Annotated in this window: 20 protein-coding genes; 9 read left to right on the top strand and 11 right to left on the bottom strand. The window is 49.8% G+C overall.

The genetic code is table 11. The annotated features are described in order from the left end of the window. Positions 1-22: 22 nt before the first annotated feature. The 5 genes from glgX to ACYVAM_RS08800 form a co-directional block, all read right to left on the bottom strand. On the bottom strand, positions 23-2,152 hold the full coding sequence (gene glgX / locus ACYVAM_RS08820; protein WP_461066004.1) for a glycogen debranching protein GlgX: 2,130 nt from the start codon (positions 2,150-2,152) through the stop codon (positions 23-25). A 141-nt stretch (positions 2,153-2,293) separates the two neighbouring features. After that, the gene (locus ACYVAM_RS08815; RefSeq protein ID WP_460940903.1) at positions 2,294-2,749 is read right to left on the bottom strand and encodes a ferritin-like domain-containing protein; all 456 of its coding nucleotides are present in this window, start codon (positions 2,747-2,749) and stop codon (positions 2,294-2,296) included. Between the two features lie 202 nt (positions 2,750-2,951). Next, the gene (locus tag ACYVAM_RS08810; protein WP_461066002.1) at positions 2,952-3,302 is read right to left on the bottom strand and encodes a DUF3140 domain-containing protein; all 351 of its coding nucleotides are present in this window, start codon (positions 3,300-3,302) and stop codon (positions 2,952-2,954) included. Positions 3,303-3,304: 2 nt separating this feature from the next. Next, complete coding sequence (locus ACYVAM_RS08805) at positions 3,305-3,523, bottom strand: hypervirulence associated TUDOR domain-containing protein (protein WP_461066000.1); 219 nt, start codon at positions 3,521-3,523, stop codon at positions 3,305-3,307. Positions 3,524-3,592: 69 nt separating this feature from the next. Continuing rightward, complete coding sequence (locus ACYVAM_RS08800) at positions 3,593-4,306, bottom strand: OmpA family protein (RefSeq protein ID WP_461065999.1); 714 nt, start codon at positions 4,304-4,306, stop codon at positions 3,593-3,595. A 439-nt stretch (positions 4,307-4,745) separates the two neighbouring features. On the opposite strand from ACYVAM_RS08800, the gene ACYVAM_RS08795 reads away from it, so the two are divergent. After that, positions 4,746-5,945 carry a lipase family protein gene (locus tag ACYVAM_RS08795; RefSeq protein ID WP_461065998.1) on the top strand — a complete coding sequence of 400 codons (1,200 nt, stop codon included), beginning with the start codon at positions 4,746-4,748 and terminating at the stop codon, positions 5,943-5,945. Here the strand turns inward: ACYVAM_RS08795 and ACYVAM_RS08790 are convergent. From ACYVAM_RS08790 to ACYVAM_RS08780, 3 genes are read right to left on the bottom strand one after another with little or no spacing between them, the layout of a single operon-like run. Next, complete coding sequence (locus tag ACYVAM_RS08790; RefSeq protein WP_461065996.1) at positions 5,905-7,050, bottom strand: hypothetical protein; 1,146 nt, start codon at positions 7,048-7,050, stop codon at positions 5,905-5,907. The two genes, ACYVAM_RS08795 and ACYVAM_RS08790, sit on opposite strands and share 41 nt — an antisense overlap. 36 nt (positions 7,051-7,086) lie before the next feature. Then, positions 7,087-7,752: a response regulator transcription factor gene (locus tag ACYVAM_RS08785; protein ID WP_461065994.1), complete on the bottom strand. Its 666-nt coding sequence runs from the start codon at positions 7,750-7,752 to the stop codon at positions 7,087-7,089. Continuing rightward, on the bottom strand, positions 7,749-9,125 hold the full coding sequence (locus tag ACYVAM_RS08780) for a sensor histidine kinase (protein WP_461065992.1): 1,377 nt from the start codon (positions 9,123-9,125) through the stop codon (positions 7,749-7,751). The genes ACYVAM_RS08785 and ACYVAM_RS08780 overlap by 4 nt, the downstream gene beginning before the upstream one ends. 216 nt (positions 9,126-9,341) lie before the next feature. Between ACYVAM_RS08780 and ACYVAM_RS08775 the strand changes: the two genes are divergently transcribed. Next, complete coding sequence (locus ACYVAM_RS08775) at positions 9,342-9,731, top strand: DUF1573 domain-containing protein (RefSeq protein ID WP_461065990.1); 390 nt, start codon at positions 9,342-9,344, stop codon at positions 9,729-9,731. 339 nt (positions 9,732-10,070) lie between these two features. Here ACYVAM_RS08775 and ACYVAM_RS08770 read toward each other — a convergent pair whose 3' ends face one another. Next, complete coding sequence (locus tag ACYVAM_RS08770) at positions 10,071-13,064, bottom strand: S9 family peptidase (RefSeq protein ID WP_461065988.1); 2,994 nt, start codon at positions 13,062-13,064, stop codon at positions 10,071-10,073. Positions 13,065-13,147: 83 nt separating this feature from the next. Between ACYVAM_RS08770 and ACYVAM_RS08765 the strand changes: the two genes are divergently transcribed. Beyond that, on the top strand, positions 13,148-13,825 hold the full coding sequence (locus ACYVAM_RS08765) for a DUF6624 domain-containing protein (protein WP_461065986.1): 678 nt from the start codon (positions 13,148-13,150) through the stop codon (positions 13,823-13,825). A 60-nt stretch (positions 13,826-13,885) separates the two neighbouring features. Here the strand turns inward: ACYVAM_RS08765 and ACYVAM_RS08760 are convergent, their stop codons facing one another. Beyond that, on the bottom strand, positions 13,886-14,944 hold the full coding sequence (locus ACYVAM_RS08760; RefSeq protein WP_461065984.1) for a glycoside hydrolase family 130 protein: 1,059 nt from the start codon (positions 14,942-14,944) through the stop codon (positions 13,886-13,888). A 161-nt stretch (positions 14,945-15,105) separates the two neighbouring features. Between ACYVAM_RS08760 and ACYVAM_RS08755 the strand changes: the two genes are divergently transcribed. Both ACYVAM_RS08755 and ACYVAM_RS08750 read left to right on the top strand, forming a co-directional pair. After that, positions 15,106-15,366 carry an adhesin gene (locus ACYVAM_RS08755; RefSeq protein ID WP_461065982.1) on the top strand — a complete coding sequence of 87 codons (261 nt, stop codon included), beginning with the start codon at positions 15,106-15,108 and terminating at the stop codon, positions 15,364-15,366. A gap of 82 nt (positions 15,367-15,448) precedes the next feature. Beyond that, positions 15,449-15,628 carry a hypothetical protein gene (locus ACYVAM_RS08750; RefSeq protein WP_461065980.1) on the top strand — a complete coding sequence of 60 codons (180 nt, stop codon included), beginning with the start codon at positions 15,449-15,451 and terminating at the stop codon, positions 15,626-15,628. Between the two features lie 40 nt (positions 15,629-15,668). Here ACYVAM_RS08750 and ACYVAM_RS08745 read toward each other — a convergent pair whose 3' ends face one another. Further along, the gene (locus ACYVAM_RS08745; protein ID WP_461065978.1) at positions 15,669-16,979 is read right to left on the bottom strand and encodes an isochorismate synthase; all 1,311 of its coding nucleotides are present in this window, start codon (positions 16,977-16,979) and stop codon (positions 15,669-15,671) included. Between the two features lie 322 nt (positions 16,980-17,301). Between ACYVAM_RS08745 and ACYVAM_RS08740 the strand changes: the two genes are divergently transcribed. The 4 genes from ACYVAM_RS08740 to ACYVAM_RS08725 all read left to right on the top strand — a co-directional run bounded on the left by ACYVAM_RS08740 (position 17,302) and on the right by ACYVAM_RS08725 (position 20,651). After that, a complete protein-coding gene (locus ACYVAM_RS08740; RefSeq protein WP_461065976.1) occupies positions 17,302-17,997 on the top strand; it encodes a peptidoglycan recognition protein family protein in 696 nt (231 codons plus the stop codon). A gap of 315 nt (positions 17,998-18,312) precedes the next feature. Beyond that, positions 18,313-18,696 carry an HlyD family efflux transporter periplasmic adaptor subunit gene (locus ACYVAM_RS08735; RefSeq protein ID WP_461065974.1) on the top strand — a complete coding sequence of 128 codons (384 nt, stop codon included), beginning with the start codon at positions 18,313-18,315 and terminating at the stop codon, positions 18,694-18,696. Between the two features lie 80 nt (positions 18,697-18,776). After that, complete coding sequence (gene corA, locus ACYVAM_RS08730) at positions 18,777-19,727, top strand: magnesium/cobalt transporter CorA (RefSeq protein WP_461065972.1); 951 nt, start codon at positions 18,777-18,779, stop codon at positions 19,725-19,727. Positions 19,728-19,826: 99 nt separating this feature from the next. Next, complete coding sequence (locus tag ACYVAM_RS08725) at positions 19,827-20,651, top strand: mechanosensitive ion channel family protein (RefSeq protein WP_461065970.1); 825 nt, start codon at positions 19,827-19,829, stop codon at positions 20,649-20,651. The last annotated feature ends 151 nt before the right edge of the window (positions 20,652-20,802 follow it).

The following is a 20,802-nucleotide window of genomic DNA, read 5'->3' as shown; positions in this document are numbered from 1 at the left end:
TTATTTGCTTTAGGCGATGACCTTATTTAAGTCGTAATAACAACGATGACCGGCCAGGAACACTAATCTCATGTCCGCCCTTAATGGGTGAGCCATTAGGATGAATCTCGCCTGTATCAGTGTTGACAACGATTTCCCATTGCGAACTTTTGCGACCAATTTTAGGTAGCATGAAGTCAATAGGCTCCCAGTAGGCATTCAATATCCAGATCAACTGCTCATCACCAATATCCTGCCCGTCTTCGGTTTGTTCTGAAACGCGCAACCCGTCAATAAAGAGAGCTAAACAATGTGTATTGGGATTTTCCAGATCGGCGCTCGTCATTTCGCCACCATCAGGAAGCAAGTAGGCGACCTGCTCCCGGTCGAAGAAACGACGTCGGCTCAGGAGCGGGATAGTACGGCGCAGGTCGGTGAGCTGGCTCGTAAACTCGAACAGCGCTTGCTGTTTGTCGCTCCAGTGCCAATCCATCCAGCTAATTTCGCTATCCTGGTTATAGCCGTTATTGTTGCCATGCTGCGTCCGGCCACACTCATCGCCCATCACCAGCATAGGTGTTCCCTGGCTGAGCAGCATTGTCGCTAGGAAATTCCGCTTCTGACGCTCACGCAGGTCATTGATAGCTTCATCATCCGTAGGGCCTTCAGCGCCACAATTCCAGCTTAAATTGTCATTAGAGCCGTCATTGTTGTCCTCACCATTGGCCTCGTTGTGTTTCTCATTGTAACTGACCAGATCATTGAGTGTAAAACCATCATGGGCCGTAATCAGGTTTATACTGTTGGCAGGTGACCGGCCATCATTTGCGTACAGATCGGGACTACCTAACAGACGTACCGCTGTTTCTGCAGCCTTGCTTTCGTCCCCTTTCCAGAAAGACCGGAGTGAATCCCGGTATTTACCATTCCATTCCGACCAGCGAACGGGGAAACCACCAACATTATACGATTGAATGTCCCAGGGTTCGGCGATGAGCTTCACCTGGGCCAGAATTGGATCCTGGGCAACAGTATCCAGAAACGACGAAACAGTACCAAATTCCTCATCGGTCCGAATCAGGGCAGAAGCCAGGTCAAAACGGAACCCATCGACGTGCATATCGGTAACCCAATAGCGCAGGCTGTCCATAACCAGTTGAAGAACGCGCGGATGGCTCAGATTGAACGTGTTGCCTGTACCTGTATAATCCATGTAATAAGCCGGGTTATCGCCAACCTGATGGTAGTATACGCGATTGTCGATGCCCTTGAAGGAAAGCGTCGGACCAAGCTGGTTGCCTTCGGCCGTATGGTTATACACGACATCCAGAATGACTTCGATGCCTGCCTGATGCAGATTTTTTACCATCTGCTTAAACTCAACGACCTGCTGGCCTGCCATCCCGGACGACGAGTACGTATTCTGCGGAGCAAAGAACCCAATGCTGTTATACCCCCAATAACTTTCGTCCGTAAACTGATGCACCGGCAGTAATTCAATGGCTGTGATACCTAACCGCTTCAGGTAATCGATACTCTCGGGTGTGCCCAATCCAGCATAAGTACCCCGAACGCCCTCGTCGATGGTCGGGTGTAAATGGGAGAATCCTTTCACGTGCATCTCATAAATAATCGAGCGCTGCAAAGGTGTATCAGGAGCGGTATCGTCTTCCCAGTCGAAGGCAGTGTCGATAATAACACTCTTGGGCATGGAAGGACCGCTATCCTCTTCACTCATTGACAGAACGGCTTCGTTTTTGTGATGCTCCGAAGCCTTCTTTGTGTAATCATACCCTAACCAGGCATTGTTGTGGTTAACGGGCGCGTTGATCGCCCGGGCATATGGGTCGAGCAGAAGTTTGTTCGGATTGAAAAAATGACCTGCTTCTGGCGCGTAAGGCCCGTCGACCCGAAAACCGTATAATTGTCCGGGTTGTAATCCTTCAATATAAATGTGCCAAACCATCTCTGTCCGTTCTTCCAGGGTGATGCGAGCCACTTCCTCAGCAGGGTCGGATGGGTTGTATAAACACAAATAAACGGCGGTGGCGTTTTCACTGAACAAGGCAAAGTTTACCCCATCGGTATCATATGTAGCGCCTAAGGGATAGGGCTTACCAGGTCTTGACTTGATCGATTCGAAAAAAGATTTCGATTTGGACTGTTTACTCATAACGTAGTTTTGTATGAATCATCTATATGCTTTCGCAGCATGTTTGTAATGTAACCGCCTGTCAATTGGGATTGTTTTATAGGGGAAGAACACAAAAAAGCCTACCTCCAACGGAGGTAGGCTTTCCAATCCCACCATTCACTACACTACCAAGGCCAAACGAGCCATCGTGGCATTTGCCGTGTCGATGCTCTGTTTTTGTTGAAGCAAAAGTTCACGTGTGCTGGCAACCAGATCGGTTTCCTGCAACACAGCATTGTAGTTTTCAAGGGCTTCCTGATCGCCCCGATGGCACTCCTCAACGGTTGCTTTATCGTCGTCGGAGGCAAATGTTGATTTTATATTGATCCAGGCGCGGTGTAAATCAGCCGCTATACTGGTTCCGTTATCTGGTTCGCCACCCAGCGCCCGGATTTCCCGGTCGAGTGAAAGCGCAAACTCTGATCGTTGACGCGATTGAGCCAGAAACAGACTCTTTAACTCATTGTCCTTTGCGTTCTCTGCCGCTTCCTGGTATCCTTTTTCTGCGTCGTGGCTCAAGGTCAGAAGCCGGTTGAGCTGGTCAAGGATTTCTCCCCGTGTTTGTTTTACGTTCATAACGTTTTGTAATTGTGTAGGGTGATTTTAAACAGGTACTTATTTTATGGTTGAGTAAATCAGAAAGTGCATTCTTTGGTAATTTAATATCAGAACTAATTCTTAACAGTACTGACTTATAAGGCATTAGGTTATTGATATGGGTAATGAATCGGGGACCATACGCTCAATTTTTTTCTAAATTAGTGAGCAAATGGGGCTCTTACTTCTTCTCCGGATCGTGTCCCCAATTTTTTAGCGAGTAACTCCAATTCGAACCCGCTACCTGAGCCGGACGTTGCGCCATGTGCCGTTTGACGTAGCTCACTACTTTTTCCATATGCGCAAAATCGCTGTCAGACAAATCACTTGCTTTTTTATTCAGGATGTCGATGATGCGATGACCTGACTGATGGCCAATTGACTCACTGTCTCCATCCTTCGTTTGCCCGACTGACTTGGATTCGTCCGTCTTAAGCCATTTACCAAGCTGTGATGCCGACATGTTAACGGCTTCGTCAAAATCTTTACGCAGCGATTTTTTTTGCGTTTCGTCGAGGTCTGTGGCTGCCATGCTTACTTTTTTGTTTTGGCAACTTCACTGGCTGACTTTACAATCTTTTTGTCGCCTTGCTTGAGAACCAAAGCAGGCTCGTCAGTCGAGCCCTTTCGTTTCACTTTAGTGCCCTGAACAGTTCGTTCGACGTCGTCGGTGTGAACCTCTGCAACGGTGCCTTCTGCCTTGCCTTTTCCGTATTTCCAGGTTACCTCGTCACCCTTTTTTACTGTTGCCATTGCTGTGTTGGTTTAGTCAAACAAAGCGGGCAAGGGTAGTCGCAATAACTACCCTCAGCCCACCGTCTTTTATTCACCTATTTTGCCGTCCTTAGCATCGCGTTGCAATTTCTTGTTAGCGAAAACCGCCACATCAACTCGTCGGTTTTTTCGACGGCCCGCTTCGGTAGTGTTGTCCGCAATGGGCTGTGATTCGCCATATCCTTTTTCGTCTACCCGGGAGGTTTTCACACCCTGTGTTTCCAGGAATTTAGCGACTGCATCGGCCCGTTGCTTGGAAAGTGTCAAATTATGCGCATCTGAACCGGTGGCATCTGCGTGTCCTTCAATCACTATATCGGTATCTTCGTATTTATTGAGCGATTTAGCAAAGTCCGTAAGCTGTTGCTTCGTATCCGCCTTTAATGCGTAAGAGTCTACATCGAACAGAATGTCGGAACCGAGGGATACTTTGATGCCTTCGCCAACCCGTTCAACCTGTGCATTAGGCATGTCGCGTTTCATTTCTTCGGCCTGCTTGTCCATCCGGCGACCGATTACTGCACCGGCTGCACCACCAACTGTGGCACCAAGGATGGCGCCCAGCGCCGTATTACCTTTCGACTTACCAATCATGCCGCCAATAACGGCGCCACCGCTGGCTCCTACAATGCCACCTTTCTGCGTTTTATTCAACGACTGGGCAGATGACTTACAACTTGTTAAAACGTTGCCTGATAAGATACCGGCGGCCATAAGCATCGCAAGTGACCTCGTTCCGGCTGATTTCAACTGACTATTCATAGTGTTGTGAATATTTGGTACTGCCTAATCATACCCAAACGCTGTACCAGTTTGGCAAAATATCAGCCGATAGAGGCAAGATGGCTCTGTAACCTATTGATAAACAGTACTTAATTAAAAAAGTGTGAAGAGCTTAAAATCTGTATTTTTTGTAAAGCTTAGTTATTTTATAGAGTAAGCGGGAAGTAAGATGCCTATAGTTGTAGAGCCTGTTCCACATAATCAGGTAAAAGTCTTGTATAACTGTAGAGCGCGGGTACACGCTCGAAAGGGCCAATCGTTTTTAAATTCGCTTGAGGCTAAATTGTGTTTATGTATATGTTTGACTGACAATGAGATAGCTACGTTATTTTCCTGCCTATTGTTGGCTGAAATCAAACGAAAAGTAGGCAGAGGACGTTAAAAACATACGGGAAGCTATACTTTTCTTTTCTGATCCATGATCGTATTAAAATCAATAATTACCCTTACCCTGCTTGGGGCTATGTTACTGGTTGTGCCAACCAGTTGCAAGCAGGCTGACTCAACAGAATCGGTTACGCCGGTTCCCGTCCGTACACTGGTAAGTAGTTCACTTATTGGTGAGTACTCAACGGCTCAGTTGCGTAGCCGATTCACGGGGGTTAATGCACCACTTCAGTTTTTCATTCGGTATAGCATCAAGGCATATCGACTGGAATACACGACAACCAATACGGATGGCAAAAGCATCAGGGCATCTGGTGCACTGATCATTCCCTCGGTGCCAACGCCGGTTGCTATGATCAGTATGCAACACGGCACGATCACGAGAGAAGACGATGCTCCGTCCAATTTTTATTCAAGCAGCGAAGCGTATAGTTTTGGATCGGTGTTTGCCTCACAGGGATATATCATTGCGGCCCCGGACTACATTGGCTATGGTGCATCGAAGGCCGTACCACATACTTATGAACAGCGCAATGGCCTAGCTACTGCATCGCTCGACATGATACGCGCTACCCGCGATTTTCTGAGCGATCAACAAATCAACTGGGATAAACGATTGATGATTGCGGGGTATTCGGAGGGTGGCTACGCAACGATGTCTTTGCAAAAGAAAATCGAGGAAGAAACCGGTTCTGAGTTCAACCTGGTTGCCTCTAGTTGTGGCGCTGGTGCCTACGATAAACCAGCATTCATGAAGCAGATCATTAATGAAAAATCGGCGGGTGTCGATTACATCAACCGGCTTTATATCTGGGTATTGCAAACCTACGACCGGATTTATGGGCTCGATCGGTCAGCATCGGCATACTTCAAGGAACCTTATGCTTCGCAAATCGCGGCCCAGGGCAATAACGTAACGATCAACGTTAGTTTGAATCAGGCTTTCTCCGACAGCTTCAAGCAGGGCATTAACAACGGCACCGACAAGGCCTTTCTGGCCGCCGTTCAGGATAATGACGTTCATGACTGGAAGCCCCGTACGCCTACCCGGCTCTATCATGGCGATGCCGATGAGATTGTCAATTTTCTGAATTCACAAAACGCCTACGACGCCATGAGAAAACGGGGCGCTACCAATATTGAGTTGATTCCGCTCAAGGGTGCTACCCATGCGACAGGTGTTCTGGGCTTTATTTTGGGAACATACGATTTCTTCGGGACGATACAGTAAGGATCGTGTAAGCCGCCTGATTGGGTTGTCTGGTACGGGTGCCAACGGTAGTTCGGCCCCGGTCATCATCGTGAATGAGCAGGACCCGGTTCCTATCCAGAAATGTCAGATCTTCAGCCTTATGACCGGCTGTGTGCAGGGGCTTGCCCTGGGCATCGCGCAGGAGTGTAAAGGGTTTGTTGGCGTATAAATCGTCCGGCGTGATTGTCCAGAGGTAGGCGTCCAACTGCCCATTCTGTTCAAGTGAGGTTAGCATCCAGAACCGGTTCCGATACGGATCATACTCCAGACTGGACAATGCCAGCGGTTTAGGCAGGCTAGGATCGGCTTTCGCGATGTCGAAGTTGTTGATGATCTTCCAGTCCTCAGACAGGCGGATTCGATCTCCGTTGCCGGTCTTTTCGATCCGGTAGGATACGCTGATGATTTTTGCCCGGTAGCTAAAACTCTCGTACGATTTGCCCTCTTCGCGAATACCAAACAGCAGTTGTTTATCCGTAGCAGCTAAGCCTTCAACCTTAAAGTAAGGGAGTGCACCAGGAAATTCATCGGTTGCCAACAACTGCGCAATCCGTTGTCGGTAGGCTATCGAGGTGCGACTGGTATCATCGGGAGCCAGCACATGCGGGTTTTGTTCGTCGCCTTTGCGCCAGTACAGAATGGTGTTATAAGTATCCCAGTCATGGCTTCCAGGTTTTACTCGGTCAAAAGCGGTTGTCAGGAAGACAAAGCCGCTGGACGAATTGGGTGTCTGGGCGAAATCTTCGTATTTGCGGGCCGTCGAAAAAGCAGGTTGCGTCAGATAAGTTGGGGTCTTGGTCGAATCACTCAGTAATGAGGGGCTTTTTTCAAATACAGAGCTCATGCCCGAGGGCATGTCTTTGTCATTGGCGAAGAACAGATTTTTACCATCGTATAGCACCGCCGACGCTTCGCACCAGACCGGTTGCCCATTGAACGATGTACCTGCGGTAAAGCAGTTGAGCAATCCTTCTTCGGTAATGCTGGCTGAGGCTGGTGCGGTATTTGAAGGTAGTGTGGCTGTTTTACACCCATAGGCAAGTAAAAGAGCTACTGAGGCAAGGATAGAGAGTCTGTAATTCATGTGGTAAAAATAAAGACAGCACATTAGCTATGGGAACTACTGGCGCAAAATAAATCCTACGCTGTGCACATTTTCAATCCGAAGGCTTGCGTTCTGAGCCAGCCGTTTGCGAAGCCGGGAAATAAAAACGTCGAGACTGCGGCCCATGAAATAGTCATCGTCGCCCCAGACGGCACGCAGCAACTCGTCGCGCCGAACGAGCGTGTTGGGCCTGTCGAGGAAGTACGCCAGTACATCGGCTTCACGCTGGGTGAGTGTCTGCGTCTGCCCATTGACCAAGAGCGTTAAGTTCTGTTTGTCAAGAATCGTATTCGTGAGCGAGCCGGCTTCCCGGATCGTTCGACGTAGAAAAATATTGATTTTCAGGAGCAGTTCTTCAACGCTAAAGGGCTTGGTCAGGTAGTCATCAGCACCCAGCCGCAACCCTTGCAGCCGGTCATTTTTATCCGCCAATGCACTCAGAAACAGGATAGGCACCTGCGTATTCACAGTCCGAATCTGGCGGGCCAGCGTAAAACCATCCGTTTGGGGCAACATGACATCCAGCAGACATAAGTCAAAAGAACTGGCTTGGAAAGCGGTCCAGGCTTCGGGACCGGTCGTGCAATGCGTTACAGCGAACGGCACGTTTTCGAGGGTATCACGGACAACAAAGCCGAGATTGAGATCGTCCTCAACAAACAGAATGCGGGCGGGAGTCAAGGGCGAAAGAGCGAAAGAGTGAATGAGGGAATAAGTGAATCGTACCGCAACCACGGACGTTCGTCGAAGCGGAGTGAAAATCGCTTCATGAATATCTTTTGGCTCTTTCGCTCATTCACTCTTTCGCTCTTTGAATAAGGGCAGGTGACTTCAAACGTACTGCCTTCATCGGGTTGGCTTGTCAGAGTGAGTCGCCAGCCGTGCGCCCGAATGACCTGCCGGACGTAATAGAGACCCAGGCCAAATCCTTTGACGTTGTGGGTGTGGCCGGATGCTACACGGAAAAACTGACGGAAAACAGCTTTTTGATGTTCTGGGGCGATACCAATGCCATTGTCCTTGACTGACCAGAGTAACTGACCGCGGTCAAGTCGGGTTTGCAGCAGGATGCAGGGATTTGTGTTGCAATATTTTATGGCGTTATCGATCAGGTTATTAAGTGCCGTTTCGAGGTGATAACGATCTGCCCGAAGGCTGGCATCCGGGGCCGTTAGGTCAAGTGTTACATAGGGCGCAAATCCATTGGCCACGGTCATCATAATTTCGTGCAGGTCAACGTTTTCCTGATCGAGCACGAAGCCGCTGCGTTCCGAACGGGCTAGTTGCAACACGCTGTTGATCTGCTTCTGCAACCGCCGACTCTCTTCGCCCAGAACCCGGGCGTATTGTTTTAGCCGGTCGGGTTGCTGCAAAATGGAGTCGGATTGAAGGACGTCGGCCGCTACGCGAATGGTGGAAACGGGCGTTTGTAATTCGTGGGTGATGTTGTTGATAAAGTCACGCTGTACTTCCGTCAGTCGCCGTTGTTTCAGCACAACGCTCAGCGTGTAGCCAAAAAAGATAACCACCACCAGGACTGCTACCGTCGACCAGAGCCAGCCGCTCAATTGACCTGCGACAAAGCCCGTTTGGTTCGGAAATCGGATCCCGAAATAGTACGTGTAGCGCGGGAACTTTGGTAGATTTTTGCCCTGGATACTGGCTTTCGAGGGTGCCGAACTACTCGTGCTCACATAGGCTCCGTAGACCATGCGGTCAGTTTCGCAATTGTAGATGCCGTATTCATAATCTGTGATCAGGTGATGTTGCTGAAGCGACCGCTGGATGAAGGCTTCAAGCGTAACCGGATCGATTGGCGCATCAGTATTGACAATAAAATAATCGGCCGAAAGCTGCGTGACAGCATACCGATTGATGGTAAAGTGATTCAGTTGGGCCACCTCATCGGCTACGTCCTGCAAGGCAATGAAGGCCGACTGCCGGAACTGCCGCTCCCGTAAGGCGTAGGCATTGCGCACCCAGATAGCCTGCACCGCAAGGATACCGATAATGGACAAAACCGAGAGTACAATCAGCAGGCGTAAGCGTGGCATGGTAAAGAGTGAATGAGCGAAAGAGCGCATTGATACAACGAGTAAGGAAATCATTGGCTCTTTAGTCAAAGATAGCGTCTGGCCGCTCGTACTCAAATAATTAACAACTCATTAACAAACGTTGGCAACTGCTTAACAAAAGCAAGGCTAGGAGTAGGGTAGGTTTGCATTGCCGCTCGGGTGAGCGGTATAGCAAACCTTATCAAACCATTTTTTATGAAACGCATCCTATTCTTCGCTTCGCTGGTTTTATTGATGGCTTCTGTGGCCATGACTGTTCCAACGGCGCTGTTCAACTGGCGGAGCGCCACCCACGATTTTGGTCGTGTCGCCCAAGGCAAACCTGTTACGGCTGAGTTTACGTTTACAAACACCGGCGAATTGCCGCTCGTTATCAACAGTGCAAAGGGCTCCTGCGGCTGTACCGGCGTTGACTACCCCAAATCTGCTGTGTTGCCCGGCCAGACGGGAAAGATCAAGGCGACCTTTAATGCGGCTGCTTTGGGCGCTTTTAACAAAACGGTCATGGTCGAATCAAATGCTGAAGGCGGTTCGCAAACGTTGTCTTTCAAAGGCGAAGTCGTAAAGGAAGCGGTGTCAGAGTAAGGTGAAAGCCTTAACGAAGCAGATGAGTATACCTATTATGGCCTATTACCCCACCCACGGTCCCTCCCCTAAAAACTATGGGCGGACTTTCTTAGCCCCTATGCTTTAGGGGATGAGTGTAAAACCGGACCTTCTTAGCCCTCTATGTTTTAGGGGATGGGTGTAAAATCGGACTTTCTTAGTCCCCTATGTTTTAGGGGATGGGTGTAAAATCGGACTTTCTTAGCCCCTCCCATGTTTTCAGGGGAGGGGTTGGGGTGGGGTAACATAACGTGCTGTAAATCAGAACGCCCGGATGCTATTGTGTCCGGGCGTTCTGATTTAATGTGAGGTTACTCACTACCGTTGTGGTGAATCGGCGCTCAGGTTGGTGCCGTACTTCATCTCGCCCCGATCTTTCTCCACGGCGCTGCGGCCTTCTTTCATCCAGATGGGCATGGGCGCGTCTTTCAGGTAATAATCGAAGTACTGATACAAACGGATACTCAGATCTTTGGCATTGTGCCGCTGGGTCAGGTTATGCCCTTCGCCATTGTAAACCAACATCCAGACGGGCTTGTTCAACCGACGCAGGGCCGAAAACAGCTCGATGCCCTGATACCAGGGGACGGCTCCATCGGCGTCGTTGTGCGTCATCATGAGGGGCGTCTCGATACGATTGGCGAAGAAAAGGGGCGAATTTTCGATGTAGTTCATCGGTTTATCCCACAGCGTACCGCCAATCCGGCTTTGTGTTTTTTCGTACTGGAAGGCCCGGCTCATGCCTGTTTCCCAGCGAATACCCCCGTAGGCTGACGTCATGTTGGCCACGGGTGCCCCGGCTTCGGCAGCCCGGAACAGATTGGTGCGGGTGATGATGTACGCCGTTTGGTAACCACCCCAGCTCTGCCCTTGAATACCCAGCCGATCCCGGTCAACGAAGCCCTTATCCAACAGGCTCAACACCCCGGGAACAATGCAGTCGTAGGCGTTCGGGCCGGGTTGCCCCGTTGTATAGACAATGTCCGGCACAAAGACCAGATAACCATTCGAAACACAATAGGGAATATTGATCGTTGAGCGGCTTGGCGACGGAGCCCGGTAGTCGTTCAGGGTTTCGGCATTCCGCTCGTAGAAGTATGTGAGCATGGGGTACTTTTTCTTTGGGTCGAAACCTTCGGGTTTGAAAAGCAAGCCCTCCAGCTTTACGCCATTGGTACCCGTCCATTTCACGATTTCGACGCTGCCCCAGCGGATGCTGTCCTGCTGTGGATTAGCGTGGGTTAATTGCACGGGATTTGCCAGCGTTGTATCTGTCTGGAAAAGGTTGATCGGCTCCTGATAATTTCCTTTATAGAAAGTAACGACCGGCGCGTTTTTGGCCTTGTTCAAGCCGAAGTACCGGTGATTACTACGCGTCAGCACGGTTGGCTCGGCTGCGGCCAGTCCATTTTTACTTTTCAGAATGCCCGTTGCTTTGTCGCTTTCCCAAATACCGGTCAGGAACAGTTCACTCTTGGGGTCGATCGCTTTCTCGATGGATCCCGACCGACGGCCAGGGGCATCGTCATCGTCATTGTCGAGTTCGGCCCGACGCAGCCGAATCTTGTTTTTACGGCCCCAGCCAGAGGTTATGGTCGTTGGTTTTTCGCGGCCAGTAGGGTCAACTTGCCAGATGTCGTACCGGTCGTAGAGCCAGAGATAGCGATCGCCTGTTGTCCAGCCAGCCGCCCCGTAGGAACCGGGTAAGTTAGGCGTATCATGTTCTTCGTCGAAAAATTTGCTTGGCAGGCCACGGGTCAGGTCAATGCGTTTGCCTTCGGGAATCGACCAGGCCCGCCAAAGCGAATCGCGCTCATCGAACCAGTAGGCGTATTTACCTTCGGGTGAGAGCTTGGGCTGCGACGCCATGATATCGTTGGCGATGCGCTTCTTTTCACCGGTTTGGGCGTCGACCAGATATAGGTCCGTATGGCCAGGGTCCCAGGACGATTGGACCTGATAGGGGAGGTCGCTCAGGCCAAGCAGGTAACGGGCGTTCTTTTTTGGATCGAACGAAACGGTGGGTACTTCGCGGCTCGCCAGGGGCGTAATTTTGCCGGACTGTGGATCGTAAACAGTCAAGAACCCCCGTTCTTTTTCTTCCTTCAACCGGCGTTGCTGCATGGGTTGCAGGCGGGTATCGGTCCAGGTCCAGATGTCCATTTTTACTTTTTCATCCTCGGGCGTCAGGCTGTCTTTGGTTGGCTTTGGCGCAATGGGAGACGTTGAGAAATAGAGCCGGGTACCATCATCCGAAAACTTTGGCTCCCGATATTCATTGACCGACCAGCCTTTGGGCAGGGCTTTCGTGAGGGTGTCGGCTATGACCTTGAACGGCGCTTCGGGGACTGTTTTTTTGGTTGATTTTCCTTTTGCCGCTACCGTTGGCGACAGGCTCTTGTAGTATAATGTGAAGACTTTTACATCACTCCCGGCGCTGTCGGCGGAGGCCATCCAGGTGAGTTGCTGACCAACTTTATCGACGGCTAGCCCTTTGTAGATTTTCCGTTTGGAGCTGGTATCAACCAGCATCGTTTGCCCATTCGTGGTGTTAAACAGAAAAACGCCGGGAATACCGGTCTCGCCCGTTTTCAGTGAATCATTCGCCGATTCTTTGCTGTAGAAAATCGCCTGACCATTGTCGGACATGGCCACGTTGGAAACGTACCGAACGGTTTTGCGGGTACCATCGGCCATATTCAGGAGCGTCAGATCGTCGCCCTTGGGCTTTTTTGCCGTTCCTTTCCGGGTCGTCACCGCGGTTGTCGAGACGGGAGGCAGGGGCGTGAGCGTATCTTTCAGCGAGGCCGCCCGTGGTGCGGGTCGTTCTTTGTCGTCTTTTCGTTCCTGCACCACCGCCAGCCACGACCCCGAATCCTTGCCAAAAACGAACGACTTGGCGTTGGGCAGTTTAGTAGGTTTTCCGGTCGTCAGGTTCAACACCAGCAAACTGTCTTTGGGCAGTTCGTCGGCTTTCTTCTTCTTCAATTTGGCCTTGCGGGTGTCGGTATACGGAGCTTTCAGCCGCATGACCAAAAACTTGCTGTCGGGGGTAAACTGAGCCATGTAACCGCGCGGGAAAACATACTGCTTCCGGTTCGTGTTGGTACCAGATGTTGTCACCTCTAATCGGCCATCGCCTTCCTGAGGATCAATCTGGTAGGCAATCCATCGGCCATCGTTCGAGATTTTTTCGGACTTTACGCTTTGCCAGCGGTCATAGTCGGCGGCATTGAGCGGTCTTTTTTGACTCTGTGCAAATAGGGACGTTGAGAGTAAAAGACAGAGTAAAAGTTGATTCAAGTGTTTCATCAAAGGAGGAGAGTTAAAAACTAACGTAAACTACAAAAAAGCCATCGCTGGTGAAACCCCATCTGTTAATCAGCCTATTACTTATGAGATACTTTCAATTTATTATACTATTGTTAGGCTGCGTCCCCATTTTCTCACACGCTCAACAGAATTCCGGCCTTAAGCAGGAATTGGATAGTATGTATGTGCTGGATCAGCGCAACCGCGAATGGTTATCGAAACTGGGCAACAATCAGCCATTAACGGATAGCCTGAGCACTGTGTACAAGACGGACCGGTCGAAACTGGCGAGTGTGCTGTGGGCTGAACAGACGAAAATCGATACGATGAATCTAAATCGGGCTGAGGCTATTTTAAAGCAGTATGGGTATCCTGGCAAAAGCCTGGTCGGTGCCCCTGCCAATCAGGCGATTTTCTATATCATTCAACATTCAAGCAAAATTGAGACGTATCTGCCGGTCATCAAAAAAGCCGCCGACCAGAATGAGTTGCCGTTTTTTCTATACGCCATGATGCTCGATCGTTCATTGATGTATGCCAGTAAACCACAAATTTACGGTACCCAAGTATCCTGCCGACAAAACAAAGCAACCAAACAATCCCGTTGTTTTGTCTGGCCGATTGCTGATGCCAAAACTGTGAATGAACGACGGAAAGAAGCCGGATTCGGACTCACTGTCGAAGAAAACGCAACCCGGCTCAATGCCGCTTACGAACCGGCAACAACGGTAGACGAGCTGAAAAAGACGTATGTTTTTTGAGAAGCTAGAATTTTCATTTGCACTGGATTCAAACCCAGTGCAAATAAAAATTCTAGCTCGTTACTCCTTTACTAATTCAGCCAGCCCAACACCCGAATCCGCTGCGCCGTAATACACCCAGATTTTCCCGGCGTTATCGCTGCCCTCGGGCCATTGTATCCAGCCATTCGAGAAAACGACATTGGGAAAGAAACCCTCTTTCTCCCAGGAAAGCTCGGGGGTAAGGAGGGGAGCTACCGATCGGTCCAGCACGATTGATGGGTCATCTTTGTCGAGTAATGCCAACGCCAGGGCGTAAGCATGAGTCTGGTCTGCGCCGTGGTAGCAAACCAGCCAGCCCTCGTCGGTTAAGATTGGTTCGGGACCGGCGCCAATTTTGCCTCCTTCCCAGGAGAAATTGGCCTCCAGTACGCCCCGGCCCCCAAACAGAAAGCGGTGGTTTCCCCAATGGACGCCATCGACCGAATCGGCCAGCCAAATGGATGGCTTTCCAATTTCCGACACCATCGGCCGGTGTAGCAGCCTATATTTTCCGTTGATCTTCTGCGGAAACAGCGCGACGTCTTTATTAGGTGGCGGTAAAATCATTCCCAAGCGCTCAACGGTTTTGAAGTCGGTGGTAACGGCCAGGCCTACGCCCGGTCCGTGTTCGGATACGGCCGTATAGGTAATCCAGTATTTTCCTTCCAGAAACGTAATGCGGGCATCTTCAATCCCGAACGATTCATCCATACGGGCTGGAAAAAGAAATGGCTTGTCATCAATTTTAAAATGGATGCCATCCTGGCTGCGGGCCAGTCGTAAGTGACTTATTGACGTGAGATAAACCTTGCCCTGAATGTCTATAACGCGTGGGTCGTAGGGCTCGGTTGGCTCAGGAAAGCGTTTGATAACCAGGGCTGGAACGCCGTCCTGTTCTTCGATTAGGGGAATAAGAATTGTACCTTTCTCGGCTTTTGGAGCCTCTGCCACGCGCAGTAGCAGTAGGATTTCGTTCTCGAAAATACAGGCGGCTGGGTTGAAAGCGCCCAATACCTCAAAACCCTCGATTGTTGGATTTACGTCGCTTGTTTGTATAATTGGCTGGTCAACGAGTCGCTGGAGCTGATATTGTCTCATTTATACTGATTTATGAATGGCCGTACTACGCGTATAATCCAGTAACTCACAAACGGAATGCACTGTTATAGCGTAAATCTCAATAAGTTTTTACAATCGCTAAACCTTCCGGGAAAGAGACGCGTTAACAGGGGTGAACTAACTTTTATACTCTTTAAACCATGATTTACCAGCTAGCATTTGATCAGGACGAAGACGTTCTGATGCTTAACCCAGATCCAGAAACAGCCGCCTTCGACGATGATGAGGATGACTTCGACGATGCGGGAGCTGACTTCGATGAACTAGGCTCCGGTGCCGCCAGTGGCTATGGAGGAGACGATCTGGACGACATCGAAGATGACTTCAGTGAGGATGATCTGGACGAAGATCTGGATGACGATTCGATTGAAGACGACCTGGACGATGATAGCATGGAGTAAGCTATCCCTGCACCACGATCGACGGCTCGGTTAGCCGGAAGTCGAAGAGCTTTTCACTACATTTCTTTACTCAACCAAGACTATGGCAAACCAAGAATCAACTCCAGACCCGAAGGAAGAAGCCCTTGTTACTACAGAAGGTGCTGTTACTGATGGGACCGCGCCTGACGCAGACACTCAGTCGTCTGCGGCCAGTGAAGCTGGCGACCGAACCGCCGAAGACGGTTCCCGTGCGCCAAACGATCCGGCCGAAGGAGCGTAATCGTCTATAGCTGACTGATACGTGATGATTTTTTATTCAATCACGTATCAGTCATCATTACATTGAGAAGTGTTTGACACTTCATTTCAGTTTCCTGCCATTCGCGTTCAGGAACTGAATCTTCTGTCAGGCCCGCGCCAGCATATAGGGTCGCCACATTGCCTTCCAGCTTCATACAACGTATATGAACGAAGAGGTCGCTTTCGGGGCCTTCGTTGTTCGTATTAATATTCACTGGCCCCAGAAATCCACTGTAGAGTTCCCGATCGTGTGTTTCGTGCTGCTCAATAAATCGAAAAGCGACATCACGGGGCATGCCGCACACGGCCGACGTCGGGTGTAATAGCCGGAGCATGACGGTGCCCAGCTGCGGATAACGCACGGCCTGCGTATCAACGGTGAAGCAGGTACTCAGGTGCATCAGGTTTCCGGCGATGAGCGTTTTCGGCCCTTCTTCCAGGTATTCACGAAGCCTGATCTTTTTGAAGCACTCAATGATATAGCGGCTCACCAAGGCCTGCTCTTCGATTTCTTTTTGGGACCACATGGCTTCGGGGGGACGTTTGGGCGTTCCATCTGGCTCAAAGGCCGACTGCGTCCCTGCCAGTGATGCCGTTCTGAAAATGCCATTGGCATCCACACTAACCAGACGTTCGGGGGTAGCACTAATCCAAATTTGCCCCTTCTCCGGAATCGAAACCGCCGATACGAAAGCGGTCGGGTAGGCCGCACATAATTTGTCGAAGAGAGCCACAGCGTTTGGCGCATCTGTAAATACAACCCGCTTTGTTCGTGACAAAACCACTTTTCTAAACTCACCTCGCTGCATGGCGTCAACAGCCAGCGCCACGTTTCGTACATACTCCGCTTGCACATTCGGATCGTGTAGGGGCGTTGCGGTCGTTTGGGCGGGTTGGCTAGTCGATTGACTGGCAAGCTGGGCCGACAGGGCTTGCCAGAACGTGTCGGCTATCGCGTTATCGGCCGTCGTGTTGGTATGCGCTTTCGAGTGAGCCTTGCCAGACTCTGAAAACATAGCCTGAATATCCGCTCTCAGAAAAAGTGTCTGGTCGCTAGTGCCCGTACTGATGCCATCCGATGTATTGGTTGGTGCCGTACCCGACAGGTTGTCGAAAGGGCTTACTAAAAATCCGGCGGGTAACTCGTCCAGATCGGCCGATACCCGTGGTAATACGTCGTCGAATGAGACAATCAGGTGTTTATCAAGTTGATTCGGCAACCGCCACAGAGCAGCCGGAAAGCCAAGCAAATGAGCCGTTTCCCAAAGGTTAGTGGCCTTGGGGCGACGGTCGATGGTCGAGAGCGTATTGATAGAGTAATCAGGTTGCATAGCCAGCAACCAGGCGGTTTAGGCCCGGCTAGCGGTATAACAGTTAATGCAACGATTTTGTGCGTGATATCGTAAAAGAGTCAATGGCTAAGCGCTCAAAAGTCTGTTTGAGCGTTTACGACTTCAAATAATTATAAATACTAAAGCTCCGTCAATGGGTTTTCGCTTTCTCTATCTACTTGTTGTCTGTTGATTGAGGCTGATTCGATTCGATTTATGGCTGATGGATTACCATTTACGAAAATCTTGTAACGGTAAAAAAAGAAAAGTAGTGGTATCGGCTGGGTTTTTCTTTATTTGCCCTTGTTCAACCGATTCCACTATGAAACTTTCCGCTGATTTATGCCGCGTTCTTCGGTGCGTAATCTTCCTGCTTTTTGAGAGTAGTGTAGCGTTCACGTCCTGCGTTGCCCAGGAGAGGCCTATTCGCATACTCGACAAGCCTATTGTTTTTGATGAGGAGCGTAGAGAGCTTTCGCTTGATTACCTGGCTCGCCGGCATGGGATTAAGCAGGCGGAGCCTTACATAAAGCCTAGGATGATTGTGCTGCACTGGACGGCCATCTCGACGCTTGATTCAGCATTTGATGCGTTCAATCCGAGCATACTGCCTGGTCGTGCCGATTTGCAGGCGGCTAGCCGGTTGAATACGGCAGTTCCATTTTTAGTTGATCGGGACGGGACTATTTATCGACTTTTGTCCGACACCACCTTTGCCCGCCATTGTATTGGGCTGAACTACTGCGCGATTGGAATAGAGAACATTGGTAATAACGACCTGACCGAAGCGCAGTTGGACGCTAACGTACAGTTAGTCCGTTACTTAAAGCAGAAGTATAATATTGACTACCTCATTGGCCATTACGAATACCGGGATTTCATCGGCACGCCACTCTGGAAAGAAACCGACCCGAACTACCTGACCGAAAAAGTCGATCCCGGAAAAGCGTTTATGCGAAGCGTGCGGAAGCGCGTCAAAGACCTGAACCTAAAAGGAAGCCCGCTACAGGCAGAGTGAGGGAAAGATGCTGGCTAATGACGCCTAAGAGCCTGTAATAGAGAGTGCCTTTTCAAGCAGGTTTATTTAAACGAATTATTCTCTGCTAAATCACCTTTGCCATATGCTTGCCAGGTCGCTTGTAAATAGCAAACATAACGGCTTAAGAAATTAATCTTTACTTCCTGTTCCTGAAGTAGCTGGTCTTTTGCTGCACTCTCCGTTTGCGTAGAATTAGTCAGATGGTAGTTCTGTAGATTGTCGGGCGTGGTACCTAAGGCATTGGCTATTTGTGTTAACCGTTTGGCGCATGCAAGGCTATTGCGTTAGATTCCGTTGCAGGAAAATCAGTCCGTTGCTGTAAATCAGGAGATATTCTACGTGGCTCCACGTAGCACCGATTACTACGGCGAAGTCCGTATTCCACAGCAAAATTCGGGAAAGGTGGCCGTTGGGCAGTCGGTACTGATAAAATTTGCAGGCTACCCCTATCAGGAGTTTGGAGCGGTACGGGGTTGCATAGCCAGGATTGCCGATGTGTCACTCAAAGATAGCGTGTTCCTGGCCAAGGTACTCCTGCCAACTGGGCTGCAAACGACCTACGGAAAACAACTATCCTATAAAACCGGCATGGCTGCATCAGCTGAAATCATCACCAACGACAGTCGTCTGCTCGAAAAGCTGTTCTACCAGATTCGAAAAGTGGGGAATGGGCAATAAGTGAGGAAATAAGCGAAAAGCTATTCGGCAGTCCGATTGTTTCTGCGAACTTCGCGACCGTAACTTCTGCTCTCGACTTTATGATCCGTATCTTTCAGCAAGACGCAACGTCCGTCCGAAAAATCCGAGATATTGATTCCTTCTCCAATACCGAACGGACACTTTGGGTAGATCTTCAAAATCCGACTCCCGTTGAGATCAAGCGAGTAGAAGAGAAATTCGATGTCGATTTTCTAAGCCAGCAGGAGCAGCTCGAAATCGAAAGTAGTTCGCGGTATATCGAAGAGGACGATTTTTTGATTGCTAACTCTAACTTTCTGGTGTCCGATGCCGAGCATCGCTATGTAACTGTACCGGTGAGTTTTCTGCTGAAAGACGATACGTTATTTACGTACCGAAATGCTGACCTGAAAGCCTTTGCCGATACGGTGAAGCGCATCAAGTCGCGTCGGGCGTTGTTCAATGATGGGGCACAGATCCTGATTTCCATTTTCGAATCCCGTATCGATTCGGATGCCGACCTGATCGAAATGGTATCGGGCGAAATAAAAGCCATCAATCGCATGCTCGATCTCGATGCGAACCTCGACCGCGAGATGCTGCTCAATATCAACGATTACCAGGAGTTGACCATGTCGATCCGGGAGAATGTGGTTGACAAACAGCGCGTTATATCGTCCATGATTCGGTCGGATGGCTGGTTTAATGAGGTTGAGCAACAACGGCTCCGTACGTTGATAAAAGACATTAACTCCCTGATTGATCATACCAACTTTATTTTTGAGCGGCTGGAGTTTTTGCAAAATACTTACCTCGGTTTGATCGACCTGGAGCAAAACCGGGTCGTTAAAATCTTTACCGTTGTATCGCTCGTCTTTCTGCCGCCAACGTTGCTGGCCAGCATTTGGGGCATGAACTTCGATGAGATGCCCGAAGTCCACTGGAAATATGGCTACGTGTTTGCCTTGGCCATGATGGTTTTGTCGTCAGCGCTGACGGTCTGGATATTCCGGCGTAAAAACTGGCTATAAAAAGAGCGTATCGTAACTGGCAAAATAATCAACTTTAGACCGAGTTACTTTTGCCTTTATTCACGTCTGATTGCCGACTTAACTATTCAATCCTACACTATGGAGCAGGCACAGACTAGAATGGAACGCACGTACGATCAGGTGCTATCCTTCGCTACAATTTATGGTGGTCGTATACTACTGGCAATCTTAACTCTTATTGTTGGCCTTTGGCTTATTGGCTGGATCGTAAAACTACTATCTTCGATGCTGACAAAGCGGCACGTTGATCGGGATGTGCAGCCGTTTCTGCTATCGTTAGTCAATGGGTTGCTGCGGGTGTTGCTGTTATTGAGTATTGCCAGCACGCTCGGCGTTCAGACCACCTCATTTGTTGCCATTGTGGGTGCCGCCGGCCTGGCGGTTGGCCTGGCCCTTCAGGAGAGTCTGGCAAACTTTGCCGGTGGCGTACTGATTTTGACGTTTAAGCCGTTTCGCGTGGGCGATCTGGTTGTTGCCCAGGGCTTTACCGGTAATGTCGAAGCGGTTCGGATTTTTGATACGACGCTGGTGACGCTGGACAATAAGACGATCATTCTGCCCAACGGTCCGCTATCAACATCCGCGATTACCAATATCAGCACCCGAGGAGTCATTCGGGTCGACCAGGTGTATGGCGTAGGTAGTCAGAACGATATCGACGCAACCAGAGCCTCCATTATGAAAGTGGTTGCGGCCTGCCCATTTGCCTTGAAAGATCGTGAACACGATGTTCTGATTGCTAAATTGACGCCCAACTCGCGGGAGTACGACGTACGCGTCTGGACCAAGAGTGAAAATTATTGGGATACCCATTACTACATGCTGGAAAATATTGCCCGGCAATTCGGGAAAGACGGCATCGAAGCACCTAAACCGAAAATGTTCATTACCAGCGAAGACTAAGGATTTTTGACAATGGCCTGCCGATAGCCTGTCTGAACTGTGGTTACTGGTAACCGCCAGCACAGTGGCGACAACACACGCGATGATACCCGTTTGAACAAATCAGACGGGTATTGTTTTTACAACAGGATGAAGTTTGTTTACTCGTACG

The organism is Spirosoma horti, from assembly GCF_054776595.1.
The sequence above is the reverse complement of the archived record's forward strand: the minus strand, read 5'-3'. Positions and strand labels throughout refer to the sequence as shown.

Coding starts and splice junctions, on each gene's coding strand:
- ACYVAM_RS08815 (WP_460940903.1), bottom strand. CDS start 2,749: ATGAACGTAAAACAAACACGGGGAGAAATCCTTGACCAGCTCAACCGG.
- ACYVAM_RS08790 (WP_461065996.1), bottom strand. CDS start 7,050: ATGAATTACAGACTCTCTATCCTTGCCTCAGTAGCTCTTTTACTTGCC.
- corA (WP_461065972.1), top strand. CDS start 18,777: ATGATCCGTATCTTTCAGCAAGACGCAACGTCCGTCCGAAAAATCCGA.
- ACYVAM_RS08745 (WP_461065978.1), bottom strand. CDS start 16,979: ATGCAACCTGATTACTCTATCAATACGCTCTCGACCATCGACCGTCGC.
- ACYVAM_RS08800 (WP_461065999.1), bottom strand. CDS start 4,306: ATGAATAGTCAGTTGAAATCAGCCGGAACGAGGTCACTTGCGATGCTT.
- ACYVAM_RS08725 (WP_461065970.1), top strand. CDS start 19,827: ATGGAGCAGGCACAGACTAGAATGGAACGCACGTACGATCAGGTGCTA.
- ACYVAM_RS08775 (WP_461065990.1), top strand. CDS start 9,342: ATGAAACGCATCCTATTCTTCGCTTCGCTGGTTTTATTGATGGCTTCT.
- ACYVAM_RS08765 (WP_461065986.1), top strand. CDS start 13,148: ATGAGATACTTTCAATTTATTATACTATTGTTAGGCTGCGTCCCCATT.
- ACYVAM_RS08805 (WP_461066000.1), bottom strand. CDS start 3,523: ATGGCAACAGTAAAAAAGGGTGACGAGGTAACCTGGAAATACGGAAAA.
- ACYVAM_RS08795 (WP_461065998.1), top strand. CDS start 4,746: ATGATCGTATTAAAATCAATAATTACCCTTACCCTGCTTGGGGCTATG.
- ACYVAM_RS08780 (WP_461065992.1), bottom strand. CDS start 9,125: ATGCCACGCTTACGCCTGCTGATTGTACTCTCGGTTTTGTCCATTATC.
- ACYVAM_RS08770 (WP_461065988.1), bottom strand. CDS start 13,064: ATGAAACACTTGAATCAACTTTTACTCTGTCTTTTACTCTCAACGTCC.
- ACYVAM_RS08810 (WP_461066002.1), bottom strand. CDS start 3,302: ATGGCAGCCACAGACCTCGACGAAACGCAAAAAAAATCGCTGCGTAAA.
- ACYVAM_RS08755 (WP_461065982.1), top strand. CDS start 15,106: ATGATTTACCAGCTAGCATTTGATCAGGACGAAGACGTTCTGATGCTT.
- ACYVAM_RS08740 (WP_461065976.1), top strand. CDS start 17,302: ATGAAACTTTCCGCTGATTTATGCCGCGTTCTTCGGTGCGTAATCTTC.
- ACYVAM_RS08760 (WP_461065984.1), bottom strand. CDS start 14,944: ATGAGACAATATCAGCTCCAGCGACTCGTTGACCAGCCAATTATACAA.
- ACYVAM_RS08750 (WP_461065980.1), top strand. CDS start 15,449: ATGGCAAACCAAGAATCAACTCCAGACCCGAAGGAAGAAGCCCTTGTT.
- glgX (WP_461066004.1), bottom strand. CDS start 2,152: ATGAGTAAACAGTCCAAATCGAAATCTTTTTTCGAATCGATCAAGTCA.